This window comes from Butyribacter sp. (genome assembly GCF_056818865.1).
The window spans coordinates 95,656-113,456 of record NZ_DBLYGC010000008.1 but is presented as its reverse complement, the minus strand read 5'-3'; the positions used below and the strand labels follow the sequence as shown (position 1 = coordinate 113,456).

Annotated in this window: 15 protein-coding genes; all 15 read left to right on the top strand. The window is 37.5% G+C overall.

What is annotated here, in order from left to right; all coding sequences use genetic code 11:
• Nucleotides 1-233: 233 nt before the first annotated feature.
• The 15 genes from rimP (at nucleotide 234) to ACZLXV_RS05330 (ending at nucleotide 17,767) form a co-directional block, all read left to right on the top strand.
• A complete protein-coding gene (gene rimP, locus ACZLXV_RS05400; protein WP_367335896.1) occupies nucleotides 234-731 on the top strand; it encodes a ribosome maturation factor RimP in 498 nt (165 codons plus the stop codon).
• 24 nt (nucleotides 732-755) lie between these two features.
• On the top strand, nucleotides 756-1,811 hold the full coding sequence (gene nusA / locus ACZLXV_RS05395; RefSeq protein WP_022224931.1) for a transcription termination factor NusA: 1,056 nt from the start codon (nucleotides 756-758) through the stop codon (nucleotides 1,809-1,811).
• A 27-nt stretch (nucleotides 1,812-1,838) separates the two neighbouring features.
• A complete protein-coding gene (rnpM, locus tag ACZLXV_RS05390) occupies nucleotides 1,839-2,129 on the top strand; it encodes an RNase P modulator RnpM (RefSeq protein WP_022224930.1) in 291 nt (96 codons plus the stop codon).
• Nucleotides 2,119-2,421, top strand: a complete 303-nt coding sequence (locus ACZLXV_RS05385; protein ID WP_482382744.1) for a L7Ae/L30e/S12e/Gadd45 family ribosomal protein — start codon at nucleotides 2,119-2,121, stop codon at nucleotides 2,419-2,421. The genes rnpM and ACZLXV_RS05385 overlap by 11 nt, the downstream gene beginning before the upstream one ends.
• A 16-nt stretch (nucleotides 2,422-2,437) precedes the next feature.
• A complete protein-coding gene (infB, locus tag ACZLXV_RS05380) occupies nucleotides 2,438-5,374 on the top strand; it encodes a translation initiation factor IF-2 (protein ID WP_482382743.1) in 2,937 nt (978 codons plus the stop codon).
• A gap of 121 nt (nucleotides 5,375-5,495) precedes the next feature.
• Entirely contained in the window at nucleotides 5,496-5,870 is a 375-nt protein-coding gene (gene rbfA / locus ACZLXV_RS05375; RefSeq protein ID WP_482382742.1) for a 30S ribosome-binding factor RbfA, read from the top strand.
• 83 nt (nucleotides 5,871-5,953) lie between these two features.
• A complete protein-coding gene (locus ACZLXV_RS05370; protein WP_482382741.1) occupies nucleotides 5,954-6,985 on the top strand; it encodes a DHH family phosphoesterase in 1,032 nt (343 codons plus the stop codon).
• Between the two features lie 43 nt (nucleotides 6,986-7,028).
• Complete coding sequence (gene truB, locus ACZLXV_RS05365) at nucleotides 7,029-7,928, top strand: tRNA pseudouridine(55) synthase TruB (protein WP_022224048.1); 900 nt, start codon at nucleotides 7,029-7,031, stop codon at nucleotides 7,926-7,928.
• A 108-nt stretch (nucleotides 7,929-8,036) separates the two neighbouring features.
• Nucleotides 8,037-8,930 carry a bifunctional riboflavin kinase/FAD synthetase gene (locus ACZLXV_RS05360; RefSeq protein ID WP_482382740.1) on the top strand — a complete coding sequence of 298 codons (894 nt, stop codon included), beginning with the start codon at nucleotides 8,037-8,039 and terminating at the stop codon, nucleotides 8,928-8,930.
• 306 nt (nucleotides 8,931-9,236) lie between these two features.
• On the top strand, nucleotides 9,237-10,430 hold the full coding sequence (locus ACZLXV_RS05355) for a polysaccharide deacetylase family protein (protein WP_482382739.1): 1,194 nt from the start codon (nucleotides 9,237-9,239) through the stop codon (nucleotides 10,428-10,430).
• Nucleotides 10,431-10,584: 154 nt separating this feature from the next.
• Nucleotides 10,585-11,244, top strand: coding sequence for an L-serine ammonia-lyase, iron-sulfur-dependent subunit beta (gene sdaAB / locus ACZLXV_RS05350; RefSeq protein WP_482382738.1), 660 nt, complete (start codon nucleotides 10,585-10,587; stop codon nucleotides 11,242-11,244).
• Between the two features lie 77 nt (nucleotides 11,245-11,321).
• On the top strand, nucleotides 11,322-12,215 hold the full coding sequence (gene sdaAA / locus ACZLXV_RS05345; RefSeq protein WP_482382737.1) for an L-serine ammonia-lyase, iron-sulfur-dependent, subunit alpha: 894 nt from the start codon (nucleotides 11,322-11,324) through the stop codon (nucleotides 12,213-12,215).
• Between the two features lie 268 nt (nucleotides 12,216-12,483).
• Nucleotides 12,484-14,673 carry a transporter substrate-binding domain-containing protein gene (locus ACZLXV_RS05340; protein WP_482382736.1) on the top strand — a complete coding sequence of 730 codons (2,190 nt, stop codon included), beginning with the start codon at nucleotides 12,484-12,486 and terminating at the stop codon, nucleotides 14,671-14,673.
• A complete protein-coding gene (locus ACZLXV_RS05335) occupies nucleotides 14,645-15,289 on the top strand; it encodes an ATP-binding response regulator (RefSeq protein WP_482382735.1) in 645 nt (214 codons plus the stop codon). Before ACZLXV_RS05340 ends, ACZLXV_RS05335 begins: the two co-directional genes overlap by 29 nt.
• Nucleotides 15,290-15,391: 102 nt before the next feature.
• Nucleotides 15,392-17,767 (top strand): phosphoketolase family protein, encoded by a 2,376-nt coding sequence (locus tag ACZLXV_RS05330; RefSeq protein WP_482382734.1) that lies wholly within the window; start codon nucleotides 15,392-15,394, stop codon nucleotides 17,765-17,767.
• Nucleotides 17,768-17,801: the final 34 nt, after the last annotated feature.

Here is a 17,801-nt window from a genome sequence, read left to right as displayed (position 1 = left end):
TTATTACAATAACACTGATGTATGAAAGAGTAAATATCTACTGTGCAGGACTGAATTCCACCGCCCTATATGGCAGTGGAATTTAAAATTTCATTTTTGGTTTAACGCAAAAAGAATAAAAACTACTTGCATAATATGGAAAAATGTGATAAAATTTAAATGTTAATAAGTAATTATGCTTAGAGTGGGCTGTCAAGTCCACTCTTTAATTTTGTGGAAAAGAGGTTATGTGCTTGACAAAAAGAGAGGAATATGAAACACGGACAGAAGAAATTCTCGAGCCTATTATGAAAGAGAATGATTTTGAACTTGTTGATGTGGAGTATGTAAAAGAAGCGGGAAACTGGTATCTGCGTGCATACATTGACAAGGAGGGTGGAATAACCCTTGATGACTGCGAACTTGTAAACAGAGCTTGGAGTGACATTATGGATGAACAGGATTTCATTCCTGATGCCTATATTTTGGAAGTCAGTTCCCCAGGACTTGGGAGACAGCTGAAAAAAGATAAGGATTTCAAGAGAAGCATTGATGAAGAGGTAGATGTGAAGTTCTACAAGGCAGTAAAAATACCAAATCCAAGAAATGGTAAGGAGATGTCTGTTAAGCAGATAACCGGAATACTAAAAGGGTTTGACGAGAATACTATAACTCTTGAAACGGATTTTTCTAACGAATATATTGTAAACAGAAAAGATATATCAACCGTAAAATTGACAATAGATTTTTGAGATTGAAAAAATAAGGAGGCAAAAATGGCTGCTAAAAAAACTACAAAATCAGATAAATCGGAATTGATTGAAGCATTAGATATAATTGAAAAGGAAAAACAGATAAGCAAAGAGGTTATTCTTGAAGCGATAGAGAACTCATTGCTTGCAGCTTGCAAAAATCAGTTTGGCAAGTCAGAGAATATAAGAGTAAACATTAACAGGGAGACAGGTGAAGTTAAGGTATTCGCGGTAAAGGAAGTTGTAGATGATGACGACCTTGAAGATGAAGCTACACAGATGGGGATTACTGAGGCAATCTTAGTTCATGACAAAACTGAGATTGGTGATACCGTCGAGGTAGAGGTTACACCAAAGAATTTTGGAAGAATTGCTGCACAGAAGGCAAAACAGGTTGTAGTCCAGAAGATAAGAGAAGAAGAGAGAAAGGTACTTTACGTTCAGTATCTTGAGAAAGAAAGAGAAGTTATAACAGGTATCGTTCAAAGATATAGTGGAAAAAATATCTGTGTAAATCTCGGAAAAGTTGATGCTATCCTTATGGAGAGCGAACAGGTTAAGGGCGAGCACTTTAAACCTACTGAACATATCAAACTTTATGTAGTTGAAGTGAAGGATACTACAAAGGGACCTAGAATTACAGTATCACGTTCACATCCTGAATTTGTAAAGAGACTTTTTGAAGAGGAAGTTACAGAGATACAGGATGGAACAGTTGAAATCAGAAGTATAGCAAGAGAAGCGGGTTCACGTACAAAGATGGCAGTTTCAACAGAAAATCCTAATGTTGATGCTATCGGAGCATGTGTCGGCATAAACGGAAGTCGTGTAAATGCGATTGTAGAGGAACTTCGTGGTGAAAAAATAGACATTATAAACTGGAGTGATTCTCCGGCAGTCCTTATTGAAAATGCACTTAGTCCTTCAAAGGTTATATCAGTTGAAGCAGATGAGGAAGAAAAGACAGCAAAGGTAGTTGTTCCACAGGATCAGTTATCACTTGCAATCGGAAAAGAAGGACAGAATGCAAGACTTGCAGCGAAACTTACAGGATATAAAATAGATATCAAATGTGAATAGGTAATATTGTTTCAGGAGGTGTCAGAAGTGGGCAAGGGAAACGTAAATAACATAAAAAAAACCGCATCGCGTCAATGTACGGGATGTGGTGAGAAAAAAGACAAGAAAGAGCTTATCAGAGTTATAAAAACTCCGGAAGGTGATATAACAGTAGATTTTACAGGAAAGAAAAACGGCAGAGGCGCATATATATGTAATTCAGTTGAATGTTTAAAACAGGCTGTAAAGAAAAAGTCCCTTGAACGCTCATTAAAGACACAGATTCCAAAAGAAATTTATCAGGAACTTGAAAAGGAGATGATGAAAGGTGAAAGTTGATAAGGGTCTTGGTATGGTTGGGCTTGCGACAAAAGCCGGAAAAGTTGCGAGCGGTGAATTTATGACGGAGAATGCTGTGAAGTCGGGAATGGCATATCTGGTCATTGTTTCATCGGAGGCATCAGACAACACCAAAAAGAAATTTAGAAACATGTGTGAATTTTATCATGTGCCAATCAAAGAATGTTGGACAAAAGATGAACTTGGAAAGTCTACAGGAAAGACATTTCGTGCATCTCTGGCAGTAACTGATGAAGGTCTTGCACAGGCAATATTGAAAAAGATGGACTAGGAGGTCGCAGTTTTATATGGCAAAAATGAAGATATATGAGATTGTCAGCAGTATGCAGAGACAATTCCCAGATTTACAAAATAAAGATGTTGTTACATTACTACAGGAAAACGGATTTGATGTCAAGGGCTCGCAGAGCGTTATCGAGGATGATGCGATAGGTTTTTTGTTAAAACACGCAAAAGAGCATTTGGCTAATCTTAAAAAGAGTGAGCATGCGAAGAAGAAAGATACAAAGAAGGCAGAAACTCCAAAGAAAAAGGAGGAAAAAGCTGAAAATACTTCTGCAAGTGAGAAAGCGGCAGTTAAAGAAAAGGCAAAAAAAGAAGAAGTTAAGCCGGAAGTAAAAAATACGGTTGAAGAAAATAAAGATACAAAAAGTGAAAAGGGGCAGGAAAAAACTGTAGCAGCTGAGACAGAAGAAAATAAAATGCAGGAAACAGAAGAAAAGGGAAAAGAGGAAACTGTGAAGCAAGAAGAGAAAAAAGAAGTAGTTAAAAAAGAGGTAAAGAAAGCTGAGCCGGAGAAAAAATCTGAAGTAAAGAGTGCATCAGAGGATAAAAAGGAAGAAAAGAAGTCTGACAATCAGCAGGAAGAAAAGAGAGACAACAGAAACAGTCAGAGTCGTGATAACAGGGATAACAGAAACGGCTCAAACCGTGACAATAGAGATAGAGATAATAGAAACGGTGGAAACAGAAATAATGGAAACCGCGATAACAGAAACGGCTCAAATCGTGACAATAGAGATAATAGAAACGGCGGAAACAGAGACAACAGAAATAATGGAAACCGTGATAACAGAGATAATAGAAACGGTGGAAACAGAAATAACGGAAACCGCGATAACAGAAATGGCTCAAACCGTGACAATAGAGATAATAGAAACGGCGGAAACAGAGACAACAGAAATAATGGAAGCCGTGATAACAGAAACAGAAATCAGGGCGGCGGATTTTCAAGAGGCGCAGCTATGCCAATGGATTCAATGAAATCTGAGGTTAAACAGTCAAGACAGCAGAGAGCAAACAAGGATTCAAGGAGTGCCAAACAGAAATACGGCAAGGACAGAACAAGAGGCATGGATGATGATGAAATGTTTGAGCAGAGCAGAAAAAATAAGAAGAAAGACCCTAACCGCAAGGGAGCATTTATCAAGCCTGAACCTGTAGCAAAACCACAGGAGCCGGAAGATGGAATCCGTACAATCACACTTCCTGAAAAGATGACAATAAAAGAGTTGTCTGATATAATGAAAGTAACTCCTTCAACGGTTATCAAAAACCTCTTTATGCGTGGTCAGGTAGTAACTCTTAACCAGGAGATAACATTTGAAGAGGCAGAAGAGATTGCACTTGAATATAACTGTATTGCAGAGATGGAAGAAAAGGTTGATATGATAGCCGAAATCCTCAAAGAGGATGAGGAAGATGAGAACCTTATGGTTAAGCGTCCTCCTGTAGTCTGTGTAATGGGTCACGTTGACCACGGTAAGACATCACTTCTTGATGCTATCAGAGAAACAAGCGTTACTTCAAGAGAAGCAGGTGGTATTACACAGCACATAGGTGCTTATGTGACAGAGATAAACGGTGAGAAGATTACATTCCTTGATACACCGGGTCATGAGGCGTTTACATCAATGCGTATGCGTGGTGCACAGTCAACAGATATTGCTATCCTTGTTGTAGCGGCAGATGATGGTGTTATGCCACAGACTATTGAAGCTATAAGCCATGCAAAAGCAGCAGGTGTTGAGATAATCGTAGCCGTAAATAAGATTGATAAGCCTAGTGCAAATGTTGAGAGAGTTAAGCAGGAGCTTACAGAACACGGACTTATCGCAGAGGACTGGGGTGGAGATACAGTATTTGTACCTGTTTCTGCACATACAAAAGAAGGTATAGACCAGCTTCTTGAAATGATAATCCTTACTGCGGAAGTGCTTGAACTTAAAGCAAATCCAAACAGAAAAGCAAGAGGTGTTGTTATAGAGGCGCAGCTTGATAAGGGACGCGGACCTGTCGCAACTGTACTTGTACAGAAAGGTACACTCCATGTAGGAGACAACATAGCTGTAGGAGCAGCATATGGTAAGATAAGAGCCATGATGGATGATCAGGGAAAGAGAGTTAAGACAGCTCTTCCGTCAACACCTGTTGAAATTTTAGGACTTCATGACGTACCTGATGCAGGTGAGATATTTATGGCAACAGACAGTGATAAAGAAGCAAGAAATATCGCTGAGGTATATATTGAGCAGGGAAGAGAAAAACTTCTTGATGATACAAAATCAAAACTTACGCTTGACGGATTGTTTTCACAGATACAGGCAGGAAATATCAAAGAACTTAATCTTATCGTTAAGGCTGATGTACAGGGTTCTGTTGAGGCAGTTAAGCAGAGTCTCCTTAAACTCAGCAACGATGAGGTTGCCGTAAGGATAATCCATGGAGCAGTCGGAGCTATCAATGAGTCGGATGTATCTTTGGCAAGTGCATCAAATGCTATTATTATCGGTTTCAATGTACGACCTGACAATACAGCAAAGGAAATTGCCGACAGAGAAAAAGTTGACGTAAGACTTTACAGAGTAATCTACAATGCTATTGAAGATATTGAGTCGGCTATGAAAGGAATGCTTGACCCTGAATATGAGGAAAAAGTAATAGGTCACGCAGAAGTAAGACAGACATTCAAAGCTTCTGGTGTAGGTATGATAGCAGGTTCATATGTGCTTGACGGAAAGATTGAGAGAAACTGCAAGGTGAGAATCAGCCGTGAGGGAGAGCAGATATTTGAAGGAGAACTTGCATCACTCAAGAGATTTAAGGATGATGTTAAGGAAGTGGCAGCAGGATACGAGTGTGGTCTTGTATTTGAAGGTTTTAATGACATCAAGGTTGAAGATCAGGTAGAAGCATATATCATGGTAGAAGTTCCTAGAACATAGTATTAAAATACCATTAGGAAAGGGTTTTAATACACAGGATTTGTGCGGCGCATAATAGCACAAATCCTGCCATGCCATAATATATGTGTGACAATATATCAAAAGAATGGGGGGAATTTATATGAGAAAGAACAGTATAAAATATTCTCGTATGAATGGAGAAGTTCAAAGAGAGATAAGTAAAATCATTGCAAGAGACATAAAGGACCCGAGAATAAATCCAATGACATCTGTTGTATCAGTGGATGTTACACCGGATTTAAAATATGCAAAGGTATTTGTAAGTGTACTTGGAAATGATGAAGAGAAAGAAAAGACACGCAGAGGTCTTGCAAGTGCTTCATCCCATATACGTTCACTTCTTGCAAAATCATTAAATCTTCGCAATACTCCTGAGCTTACATTTTTGATTGATGATTCAATTGAGTATGGTGTAAACATGTCTAAAAAAATTGATGAACTCATTGAGAAAGAAGCGAAGGGCGAAGAAGAATAGCTATACTGTAAAAAAACTATTGTATTGCAGTTTTTTTGAGGGCAAAACGCTGGTTTTGCCCTTTTTTAAAGGAGGCATGATAAATGAATGAACTTAATAAAACTCTTTGTGAGGCGGAAACTATCATGATTGCAGGTCATGTAAGACCGGACGGTGATTGTATCGGTGCATGTGTGGCATTGCAGAGATATATAAAAAGAAATTATCCAAAGAAGGAAGTATTTGTCTATATAGAAACAGTTCCGGAAGTTTTTGAATTTTTAGATGAAAATAAAGAAATTTTTTCAAATGAAACAAATGATAAAAAATATGATGTTTTTATAGCACTTGACTGCAGTTCACCTGACAGGCTCGGTGATGCACAGAAAGCATTTTACAATGCAAAGAGCACTATGTGTATAGACCACCATATAAGTAACAGATACTATGCAGGTATAAATGTGGTGAATTCAGATGCAAGTTCAACATGTGAAGTTTTGTATGAGCTTATTACAGATGAAGAAAAAATTTCAGATTTATTTAGTAAACAGAATATTGGGGACAGTATTGATAGACTTTCCGGTGAGAAAAAATTCGGGTTTGAGATAGTAAGAGCATTATACATAGGTATCATATTTGATACAGGTGTGTTCAGATTTTCAAATACATCAAAGAGGACTATGGATATAGCAGGTGAACTTGTTGATACAGGTATTCCTTTTTGGAAATATATTGATGAGTGTTTTCTTCAGAGAACTTATACACAGACACAGCTTCTTGGAAGAACTCTGCTTGCGAGTATGCGTGTCATGGATGGAAAGTGTATAGTTGCAACTATCACAAGAAGAATGATGGAGTTTTATGAAGCTAAGACCGAGGACATTGAGGGAATAGTTGACCAGCTTCGTATAACACAGGGCGTTGAAGTTGCAATTCTTTTACATGAGATTGGTGACCAGGAATACAAAGTAAGTCTGCGCTCAAATGATTATATAGATGTGAGCAAGATAGCTTCGTTTTTTGGCGGCGGCGGTCATGTGAAAGCAGCCGGTTTTACAATGAGAGGTTCTGCACATGATGTAGTTAATAATATAACAGGTCATATCGAGAGCCAGATGTTAAACAAAAATAATTAAGCTAAAAGATAATGATAATAATATAAAGGATGGAAAATAAAGCTTGGATGGTATAATAAATGTATACAAAGAAGCGGGTTTTACCTCACATGATGTTGTGGCAAAGCTTAGAGGAATATTGAGACAAAAAAAGATAGGTCATACAGGAACACTTGACCCGGCGGCGACAGGTGTGCTGCCGGTGTGTCTTGGAAAAGCAACAAAGGTATGTGAACTTCTAACGGACAAAGACAAATCATACAGAGCAGTGTGCAAACTGGGTGTTGAAACTGATACGCAGGACATGACAGGAACTATTTTAAAAGAGTATGATGTTACCGGTATAAGTGAGCAGAATATAAGGGAGTGTGTCGAAAAATTTGTCGGTGACATAAAACAGATACCACCAATGTATTCGGCACTTAAAGTAAACGGTAAAAAACTGTATGAACTTGCCAGAGAGGGAAAAATTATTGAGCGGAAACCGCGCGACATAAATATTTCAAAGATTGATATAATTGATATAGATTTGGATAATAAAACATTTACAATGGATGTTACATGCTCAAAGGGGACCTATATAAGAACCCTCTGCCATGACATAGGAAAAGAACTTGGCATAGGTGCGGCAATGGAAAATCTTGTGAGGACAAGAGTATCTGTTTTTGAAATAAAAGATGCACTTACACTTAGCGATATAGAGTTTTTATCAAAGGAAAAACCTGAAAAATTTATGGAAAAAGTTTACAGTGTCGATTCTCTTTTTGAATATTCAAAACTTAGTGTTTCGGGGGATGGGATAAGATATCTTCAAAATGGAAACACTTTGAGGGAAAAAGACTTTAAAGAGAATGCGGGTAATATTTCAGAAGACGAAAAAGTTCTTGTCTATGACGAGAACAATAATTTCAGGGCAATATATCAGAAGAAGGGAAAAGAATTTAAGGTATTCAGAATGTTTTAAAAATATTTTCATGTTAAAAAATATTCCCATGTTCTAATGAACATTTCAATAAAGAAAACAGTTTAATATAAAAATATTTTATGATATTTTCAAGGGGGCAGAAGAAAAATGGAAATCCTTAAAGGTTTGGATATATGTGTAAAAAACAGTGCGGTATCGCTTGGCAAGTTTGACGGACTTCATAGAGGACACAGGCTTTTGCTTCATGAAATATTAGAAAAAAAAGAATTTATTCCTACCGTGTTTACTTTTGAGATGTCTGATACACCGCAGAAATATATATATTCACAGGAAGAAAAAAACAAAATATTAGAAGAAATCGGGATTCGGAGAGAAATATTATTTCCTTTTAATGAACAGACAAAAAAAATGGCTCCGCATGATTTTATAAGAGATTTTCTTGTTGCAAAACTGGATGTAAAATACATTTGTGTCGGAGAGGATTTTCACTTTGGAAAGAACCGCGATGGCAATGTGGGAATATTAAAAAGATATGCGTCTGAGTACGGATATGACATAAAAATATTTCATAAGTTACAAGCAGACAACGAGACGATAGGCAGTACACTTATACGAAAAAAACTTGAGGACGGTGATATTGCAAAGGCAAACGACCTGCTTGGACGCAATTATTTTATAGAAGGCACAGTAATACATGGAAATGCACTTGGCAGGACACTTAATATGCCGACGGCAAACATAGTTCCCGATAAGTCAAAACTCCTGCTGCCGTCTGGAGTTTATGCGTCGAAGGTAAAGATTGAGGGCGACTCTCAGGTGTATAAGGGTGTAACCAATGTCGGCAGAAAACCGACGATAGGCAGATATGATATTGGCGTTGAGACATGCCTGCTTGATTTTGACAGAGATATTTACGGAAAGAAAATAACTGTCGAGTTTTATGAACATATAAGACACGAGAAAAAATTTCCGGGACTTGATGAACTTAAAAATCAGATGGAAAAGGACAAAGAGAGAGCGAGACATATATTAAAAAAATAAATTCCATAATATGATGTAGGGGGCAAAAGGTATTTTGACCCTTGCATTATATCATTGTCAAATGTAACAAATTCTTAATCAAAAAGAAATACTTTCTTCTTTGACTTATATTTTTGTTTTGTTATAATAGTAGTTGCTTATGTGAAAACCATAAGGGCAAACGTTTATGTTTGCCCTTTTACAATGCAAAAAAAATTGCATGGCAAAAAAATTTGCATCTGCAAAAAAATGTATAGCAGGGAGTATGTAAAAATGCAAAATGGTTTTTCACATTTAAAATATAGGGATAGTGAGGTTTTAGGACAAATGAGAAGAAAGAGTGTTCAGAGCGTTTTTGCAGGTTTGTTAGTTGCGACTGTACTTAGCTGTACAGCATGTGGCGAAGGGGATAAAAAAGAACAGTCTGCAGTTTCGGTTACAGCAAAAGAAAATGAAGTGAAGAAGAAAGAGCAAGTCAAGCTGCTCCTTAGTGAGGCAAAGACATTACCGGATAAAATTGACGGGGCGGAATTTCAATCAAAAAACAAGAGAATAGCAACGGTTTCAAAAGATGGTGTTGTACATGGAGTTAAGCATGGAAAAACTACCATTGTGATGAAAAGTAAAAATGAAACGATTACATATACGGTAAAAGTAGCTAAAAAGGGAATGGTATATCCGAAATTTACAATGCTTACAGGCGAACATCTGGATATACAGTTCAGCAACGGTACAAAAGCTAAAAATGTCAAATGGAAAACAACAGATAAAAGCATAGCGACAGTAGATAAAAAAGGAAAAATAATAGCAAAGAAAAAAGGAAAAATTCAAATAAAGGGAAACGACGGCAAAAAAACGTATGTTGCAGGTATAAGTGTAAAAAAGAGACCTAAAAATATAATATATCTTACTTTTGATGACGGCCCAAACAGTTATACAACACCAAAAATTCTGAAAATATTGAAGAAAAACAATGTAAAAGCAACATTTTTTGAACTCCGTCCGGCAAGCTACGATTATAAACTTACAAAAAGAGTTATTGATGAGGGACATACACTTGCTTTGCATGGATTTAAACATAAATATTATGAAATATACAAATCTGAAAAGGTTTATAAAGGAAACCTTGACAAACTCCGCAATCTTTTCTTTAAGAAGTTTGGAGTATGGTGTACGGTATCAAGATTCCCAGGAGGAAGTTCAAATACAGTAAGCAGGTACAACAAAGGAATTATGACAAGGCTTACAAAAAAACTTGACGGCTGGGGATACCACTATTTTGACTGGAATGTTGACAGTGAAGATGCAGGCGGTGCAAGAAATCCACAGCAGACATTTCATAATGTAACATCAGAACTTTGCAAAGGAAGAGGAAATGTTGTTCTGATGCATGATTTCTATGGAAATGACAAGACTATAAATGCACTCGATAAAATGATAAAATATGGTAAAAAGCATGGATATGTATTTTTACCTATAACAGCAAGCACGGATGCAGTACATCACGGTGTAAACAATTAAAAAAATGATACAGAGTCAGATTATTTTTTGACTTAAATATCATAATAGTTCATACAAATTTTACAAAGGGGTAAACATATATATTATGTTTGCCCCTTTGTAAAATTTTATATATAACATCATTTCATGGCGGCAGCACAAAAGGAGGAATTAAATGAATTTATTTGACATATTGGGGCCTGTAATGGTTGGACCAAGCAGTTCGCATACGGCGGGAGCAGTAAGGATAGGTTATGTTGCAAGGCATCTTTTAAAGGATGAGCCGTGTGAGGTTAAAATAGGGCTGTACGGTTCCTTTGCAAAGACAGGTAAAGGGCATGGAACTGACAGGGCACTTATAGCAGGTATACTTGACATGCATCCTGATGATATGAGAATACCTGAAAGTTTTGAGCTGGCAGAAAAAGCAGGAATGAAATTTGAGTTTTACACGTTTGATATGAGAAATGCCCATCCGAATACGGCGTTGATTGATATAACTGGTAAGAATGGCAGAAAGCTTAGTGTACAGGCATCATCACTTGGTGGCGGCAGGATTATGGTAAACAGGCTTGACGGAATAGATGTTAATTTTTCGGCAGAAAAACCAACACTTATAGTACACAATATCGACCAGCCGGGTCATGTTGCAGAAGTCACATCAATGCTTTCACATAAATGTGTAAATATTGCGACAATGCAGCTTTTCAGGGACAAGCGTGGAGGGTATGCGGTTATGGTAATCGAGACAGACCAGTCAATACCGGAAGAAGCAATAAAGTGGCTTGAGCATTTAGAAGGGGTCATAAAGGTAACATATGTAAATATCGATTAGCAACAATCATATAATGTATTTTCTGAATTTTCGGAACAAAGAATTTTGAGAGTACATATATAAAAATGGAGGTTAGTATGTTCAATACGTTAAAAGAGATAACAGACAGATGTAAAAGTGACGGCAAAGAATTTTGGCAGATAATCCTCGAAGATGATATGTCAGACAGAAATGTTGACAAAGAAGACTCAATGTCAAAGATGAAAGAACTGTGGGATGCTATGTATCATGCGTCAGTAAATTATGACGGAGATATAAAATCATCAAGCGGTTTGAGCGGTGGTGACGGCAAAAAGATGGAGGAATATACAAAAACACATGACTGTCTTTGCGGTGATTTTATGGGAAGAGTTATTGTTGAGGCACTAAAAATGGGCGAGTCAAATGCATGTATGAGACGAATAGTGGCGGCACCGACAGCGGGTGCATGTGGTGTACTGCCGGCTATATTGGTGCCATATTATGACAGCTTATTAAAAAATGAAAATAAAGAGCAGGATGTGGCAGAAGCAGAAGAAAAAATAATAAAAGCACTTTATGTGGCAGCGGGAATTGGCGGAGTTATAGCAAAAAGAGCTTCAATAAGCGGTGCAAAAGGAGGATGTCAGGCGGAGATAGGCTCTGCAAGTGCAATGTCAGCCGGAGCACTCACATATCTGCAAGGGGGAAACGAGACTCAAATTATAAACAGTGCATCTATGGCACTCAAAAATCTGCTTGGTCTTGTCTGTGACCCGGTTGCGGGACTTGTGGAGGTGCCATGCATAAAAAGAAATGTTGGCGGTGCTGTAAATGCGGTTTCGTGTTCGCAGATGGCATTGGCAGGAATTGAGAGCAGAGTGCCAGCAGATGAAGTGATAGATGCGATGGCATATGTCGGTGATAAGATGGACGAAACTCTCAGGGAAACAGGAATTGGAGGACTTGCGGGAACGCCTTTCGGAAAGAAAGTTGCGGATGAAATCTTGTAGTTGGAAATTATAAAATTCTTGTTTTTTATTATCTGTAAGTATGAGATAATTATATAAAGAATTTGGAACCAGATGAAACGATTGTTATAGACACGGAATTTCAAAAAGGAAGAAGTGTCGGAAAAGTTTATTATTAAATAGCTGTTCTGCCGATTATATTATTGCATTCTTTCTTTTTGTATGAGAAAATAAAAGCATTAGTTGAGGTCAAAATACTTTTTGACCTTAATATCATTTATATTCTGTTATAAGAAGAATGGAGAATAATATGAAAAACTTTGTATATAGACAAATGAGAGTAATGGGATTTTTTCTTTTAACTATAATTGTCCTGATGCCATGTTCAAAATCAAAGGCAGAACAGCGGAAAATAATAGTTGGTTTTGCAAATTCGTCAGATATGGTTTCGAGTGTTTCAATAAGTTCAGATACCGAATATAAAACAGGTTACGGATTTGATTATCTGCAGGATATAGCATCATATACAGGGTGGAGCTATAAATATGTTTACGGGGAATGGAATGAATTATTTGACCTTTTGGAACAGGGCAGTATTGACTTATTATGTGGTGTATCATACAGTCAGGCAAGAAGCGAGATGGCATTGTTTTCTGACAAACCTATGGGAACGGAAGGGTACTATATTTATGTTAAAAGTACGGACTCAGATATAACATCGGACAATTTTAAAACACTTATGGATAAAAAAATAGGTGTAAACGGTGGAAGCGATAAAGTTGAAATGCTAAAAAACTGGATTATGCTCAATGACCTGAACAGCAAAGTTGTCGCTGCAGACGGATACGATGAGCTTAAATCAGGTCTTTCGTCGGGAAAATATGATGCGATACTTGATACGGAGACATCAGAGAACAATTTGTTTATTCCTGTTATTAAGGTTGACGATTCAGATTATTATTTTGCAATAAGCAAAAAACACAGTTATTTAAAGGATGAACTTGATGAGGCGCAGAGAAAACTTTTTTCTGTTGACCCGTATTACAACCAAAATCTGCAATACAAATACTATAAAAACGTAAGTGTCAGAAAAATTCTTGATGCTGATGAGAGAAAATGGCTCAACAGACATATGTATATAAAGGTTGGCTATCTGAAGGACATGCTTGCATTCTGCGACAAAGACGATAAGACAGGAAAACCTATAGGTGTTGTAAAAACATTGTTTGATGAATCTGTAAATTGTTTTTCGGGCTTCAAATTAAAATATAAATATTATGCATACGATAATCTGGGGCAGATGGTCAATGCCTTAAAATCAGATGAGATTGATTGTATATTTCCATTTTACGGTGATAAGTGGTATGCCGATAAAAATAATTTTTCAGTTACAAAAGCGGTTGTAGACTCGCCTATAGTTGCAGTCTATCGTGGGAACTATAGTGACGTATCGATGAAAAAAATCGCAATAAAAAATCAGTCAAACTATCAGAAAACATATTTAAAAATATATTATCCTGACAGCCGTGTAAAGGTATATGATACACCTGAGGAATGTGTAGAAGCTGTTGAGAACGGTGAGGTGACGGCGACAATTTTTAGTGCATACCGTGTAGATCAGGTGTTTGATACGTCTAAGTATAGTGATTTAAAGACGGTAAACCTGTCAAATACGGTACCTTTAAGTATTGCGACAAACAGAAATAACCCTACACTTCTTTCTATATTGAACAAGGTGGTACTTCTGTCAGATAATTCAAACATAATGAGAACGATGATAAGTTATTCGTCTGCAGAGCAGAAAATTTCATTGTCGCGGTTTGTTAAAAATAATGCAAATTTTATAATAATATGTATGTCGGTTACTTTTATTATCATAATATTTGCAATTTCAGCACAGCTTAACCATGTGAAAAAGAACAAAGAGGAACTGGCACGTGCAAAAGAGGATGCAGAGAAAGCAAATGATGCCAAGTCAAATTTTCTGGCGCGTATGTCACATGATATAAGAACGCCAATGAATGGTATTGTAGGAATGACAAAGATAGCACGTGACAATGTCGATGACAGTGAAAGAGTTGTGTTTGCACTTGACAGAATAGACAGTGCATCAAATCAGTTGAAAAATCTGATAAATGATGTACTCGATATGAGTAAACTGGAGAGTGGAAAAACTATTCTTTCATTTGAACCTTTTAATATCAATACAATACTTGAAAATTTAAAAGATGTATTTGCGGATATGATATCGGAAAAGGGCATTCATTTTGAGATGGAAAAGCATGACATACAGCATGAGAACCTCATCGGAAGTCCCATACATATTCAGAGGGTGATACAGAATATAGAGAGCAATGCGATTAAATACAATAAACCGAACGGTAACTTAAAAATTGTAGTTGAAGAAAAATTTCAGCAGGATACCAGGACTATATTCAGAATTACAATATCAGATACCGGAATAGGAATGAATGAGGAATTTAAAAAAACATATTTTTGAACCGTTTTCAAGAGAAAACGAAAATGCCGGTACACAGTATATGGGGACAGGTCTTGGTATGGCAATCACAAAAGAGCTGCTTGAACTTATGAATGGTTCAATAACTGTTGACAGTACACTCGGAGAGGGAACCGTATTTGTTGTCGAGATTCCTTGCGTGATTGATAAAAATGCAAGTCAAAAGAGAGAGGAAAAAGATGCTGTTATAGATAACTTATCCGGACTTAATATACTCGTAGTAGAGGACAATAAGATAAACGCTGAGATAGCAGAGTACATTCTTAAGAAATCAGGAGCAGAGGTTACACTTGCAAATAATGGAAAAGAAGCAGTAGATGTGTTTGCAGAGACAGATGAGAATTATTATGACATAATTTTGATGGATGTTATGATGCCTGTTATGAACGGATATGAAGCTACAAGAAATATAAGGAAACTTCACAGGAAGGATGCAAAAAAAATCCCGATAATTGCGATGACGGCAAATGCTTTCACAAAGGACAAGCTGGATGCAATAGAGGCAGGGATGAATGAACACATAGCAAAACCTCTCGATATAAACCTGCTTTTGGAGATTATTTCCAAATACAAACACAAAATAAGTCGTTTTAGGTAACTTTTGAAAATTTATATAGGAATTGGAAATTGAATAGATTAAAAAAAATGTCTACAATAGCAAAAAATGGATACATTTGATTTACATAAGGAGGACAATTAAATGGCAAATACAGACGTTGTTGAAAAGCAGCCATTAACTGAGGATTATCTCAAGAAGATGGACGCATACTGGCGTGCAACTAATTACCTTGGAGCAGCACAGCTCTACTTATTAGACAACCCATTATTACGTGAACCATTAACAATGGAGCATGTAAAGAAAAAGATAGTTGGACATTGGGGAACAGTTCCGGGACAGAACTTTATCTATGTTCACTTAAACCGTGTAATTAAAAAATATGATCAGGATATGATTCTTATTTCAGGTCCGGGTCATGGCGGAAACTTCTTCGTAGCAAATACATACTTAGAGGGAACTTACAGTGAAGTATATCCTAACATCAGTGAGGATATGGATGGACTTAAGAAATTATGCAAGCAGTTCTCATTCCCAGGCGGAATTTCAAGTCACGTAGCTCCTGAAACTCCTGGTTCAATCAACGAAGGTGGAGAGCTTGGTTATTCACTTGCTCATTCATTCGGTGCTGTATTTGATAACCCGGATTTAGTTGTTTCATGTATCGTAGGTGATGGTGAGGCAGAGACAGGACCACTTGCTACTTCTTGGCAGTGTAACAAATTCCTTAACCCTAAGACAGATGGTGCAGTTCTTCCTATTTTACATATGAATGGATACAAGATCAGCAACCCAACAGTTCTTTCTCGTATTCCACATGATGAATTAGAACATTTCTTTGATGGATGCGGATGGGAGCCTTACTTTGTTGAAGGCAGTGACCCAATGGATATGCATAAGAAGATGGCTGAAGCTCTTGACAAGGCTATGGATAAGATTAAAGCTATCCAGAAAGATGCAAGAGAAAACGGAAATACAGAGAGACCTAAGTGGCCTATGATTGTTCTCCGTACACCAAAGGGATGGACAGGTCCTAAGGTTGTTGACGGAAATCAGATTGAAGATTCATTCAGAGCACATCAGGTACCTATCATGATGGATAAGCCTGAGCATCTTGATATGTTAAAAGAGTGGCTCCTTAGCTATCATCCTGAAGAACTCTTTGATGAGAACGGAAGACTTATTCCTGAACTCAAAGCACTTGCTCCTACAGGAGATAAGAGAATCGGTTCTAACCCACATGCAAATGGTGGTAAACTTCTTCGTGACCTTCGTCTTCCTGACTTCAGAGATTACGGAATTGACGTTCCTAAGCCGGGTGCAGTTGAGGCACAGGATATGATAGAACTCGGTGGATTTGTAAGAGACATCTTCAAACTCAACGAGGAAGAAAGAAACTTCAGAATTTTCGGACCGGACGAGACAATGTCTAACCGTCTTGGTAAAGTATTCGAAGTTACAAACCGTGACTGGAATGGCGAGAAACTTGATACAGATGAATTCCTTGCACAGGATGGTCGTGTAATGGATTCGATGCTTAGTGAGCATATGTGTGAAGGATGGTTAGAGGGATACCTTCTTACAGGACGTCATGGATTCTTCGCAAGTTATGAAGCATTCATCCGTGTAGTAGATTCTATGTGTGCACAGCACGCAAAATGGTTAAAGGTTTGCAATCAGCTTCCTTGGAGACAGTCAATTGCTTCACTTAACCTTATCCTTTCATCAAATGTATGGCAGCAGGATCACAACGGATTTACACATCAGGATCCGGGATTCCTTGACCATATTGCAAACAAGAAGTCAGACGTTGTACGTCTTTACCTTCCACCAGATACAAACTGCTTACTTTCATGTTTTGACCATTGTATCAGAAGCCGTGACTATGTAAACGTATTAGTTACATCTAAGCACCCAAGACAGCAGTGGCTTACTATGGAGCAGGCTGTTAAGCATTGTACTCAGGGTATCGGTATCTGGGAGTGGGCTTCTAACGACCAGGGACAGGAGCCTGACATCGTTATGGCTTGCTGTGGTGATACACCAACACTTGAGACACTTGCAGCAGTTACAATCCTTAGAAAAGCATTACCTGACATCAAGATTCGTGTTATCAACGTAGTTGATCTTATGAAACTTGAGCCAAGTACAAAACATCCTCATGGATTAACAGATGCAGAGTATGATGCACTCTTCACAAAAGATAAGCCAATCATCTTTGCATTCCACGGATATCATACACTTATTCACGAGCTTACATATCGCAGAACTAACCGTAACATTCATGTATATGGTTATCAGGAGGAGGGAACAATTACAACTCCATTCGATATGCGTGTTCAGAATGAGATTGACCGTTTCAATCTTGTTAAGAATGCTATCTCAGTTCTTCCACAGCTTGGAAACACAGGTGCATACCTTATCCAGCAGATGAATGACAAGCTTGTTGAGCATAAGCAGTACATCCATGAGTATGGAATTGATCTTCCGGAAGTAAGAGATTGGAAATGGGATTTATAGAATAAACCCGGTTTCAAATTTCGAAGATAGATTT

Coding starts and splice junctions, on each gene's coding strand:
- ACZLXV_RS05335 (WP_482382735.1), top strand. CDS start 14,645: ATGAGGAATTTAAAAAAACATATTTTTGAACCGTTTTCAAGAGAAAAC.
- sdaAB (WP_482382738.1), top strand. CDS start 10,585: ATGAATTTATTTGACATATTGGGGCCTGTAATGGTTGGACCAAGCAGT.
- ACZLXV_RS05360 (WP_482382740.1), top strand. CDS start 8,037: ATGGAAATCCTTAAAGGTTTGGATATATGTGTAAAAAACAGTGCGGTA.
- ACZLXV_RS05340 (WP_482382736.1), top strand. CDS start 12,484: ATGAAAAACTTTGTATATAGACAAATGAGAGTAATGGGATTTTTTCTT.
- ACZLXV_RS05355 (WP_482382739.1), top strand. CDS start 9,237: ATGAGAAGAAAGAGTGTTCAGAGCGTTTTTGCAGGTTTGTTAGTTGCG.
- ACZLXV_RS05370 (WP_482382741.1), top strand. CDS start 5,954: ATGAATGAACTTAATAAAACTCTTTGTGAGGCGGAAACTATCATGATT.
- sdaAA (WP_482382737.1), top strand. CDS start 11,322: ATGTTCAATACGTTAAAAGAGATAACAGACAGATGTAAAAGTGACGGC.
- rbfA (WP_482382742.1), top strand. CDS start 5,496: ATGAGAAAGAACAGTATAAAATATTCTCGTATGAATGGAGAAGTTCAA.
- ACZLXV_RS05330 (WP_482382734.1), top strand. CDS start 15,392: ATGGCAAATACAGACGTTGTTGAAAAGCAGCCATTAACTGAGGATTAT.
- infB (WP_482382743.1), top strand. CDS start 2,438: ATGGCAAAAATGAAGATATATGAGATTGTCAGCAGTATGCAGAGACAA.
- nusA (WP_022224931.1), top strand. CDS start 756: ATGGCTGCTAAAAAAACTACAAAATCAGATAAATCGGAATTGATTGAA.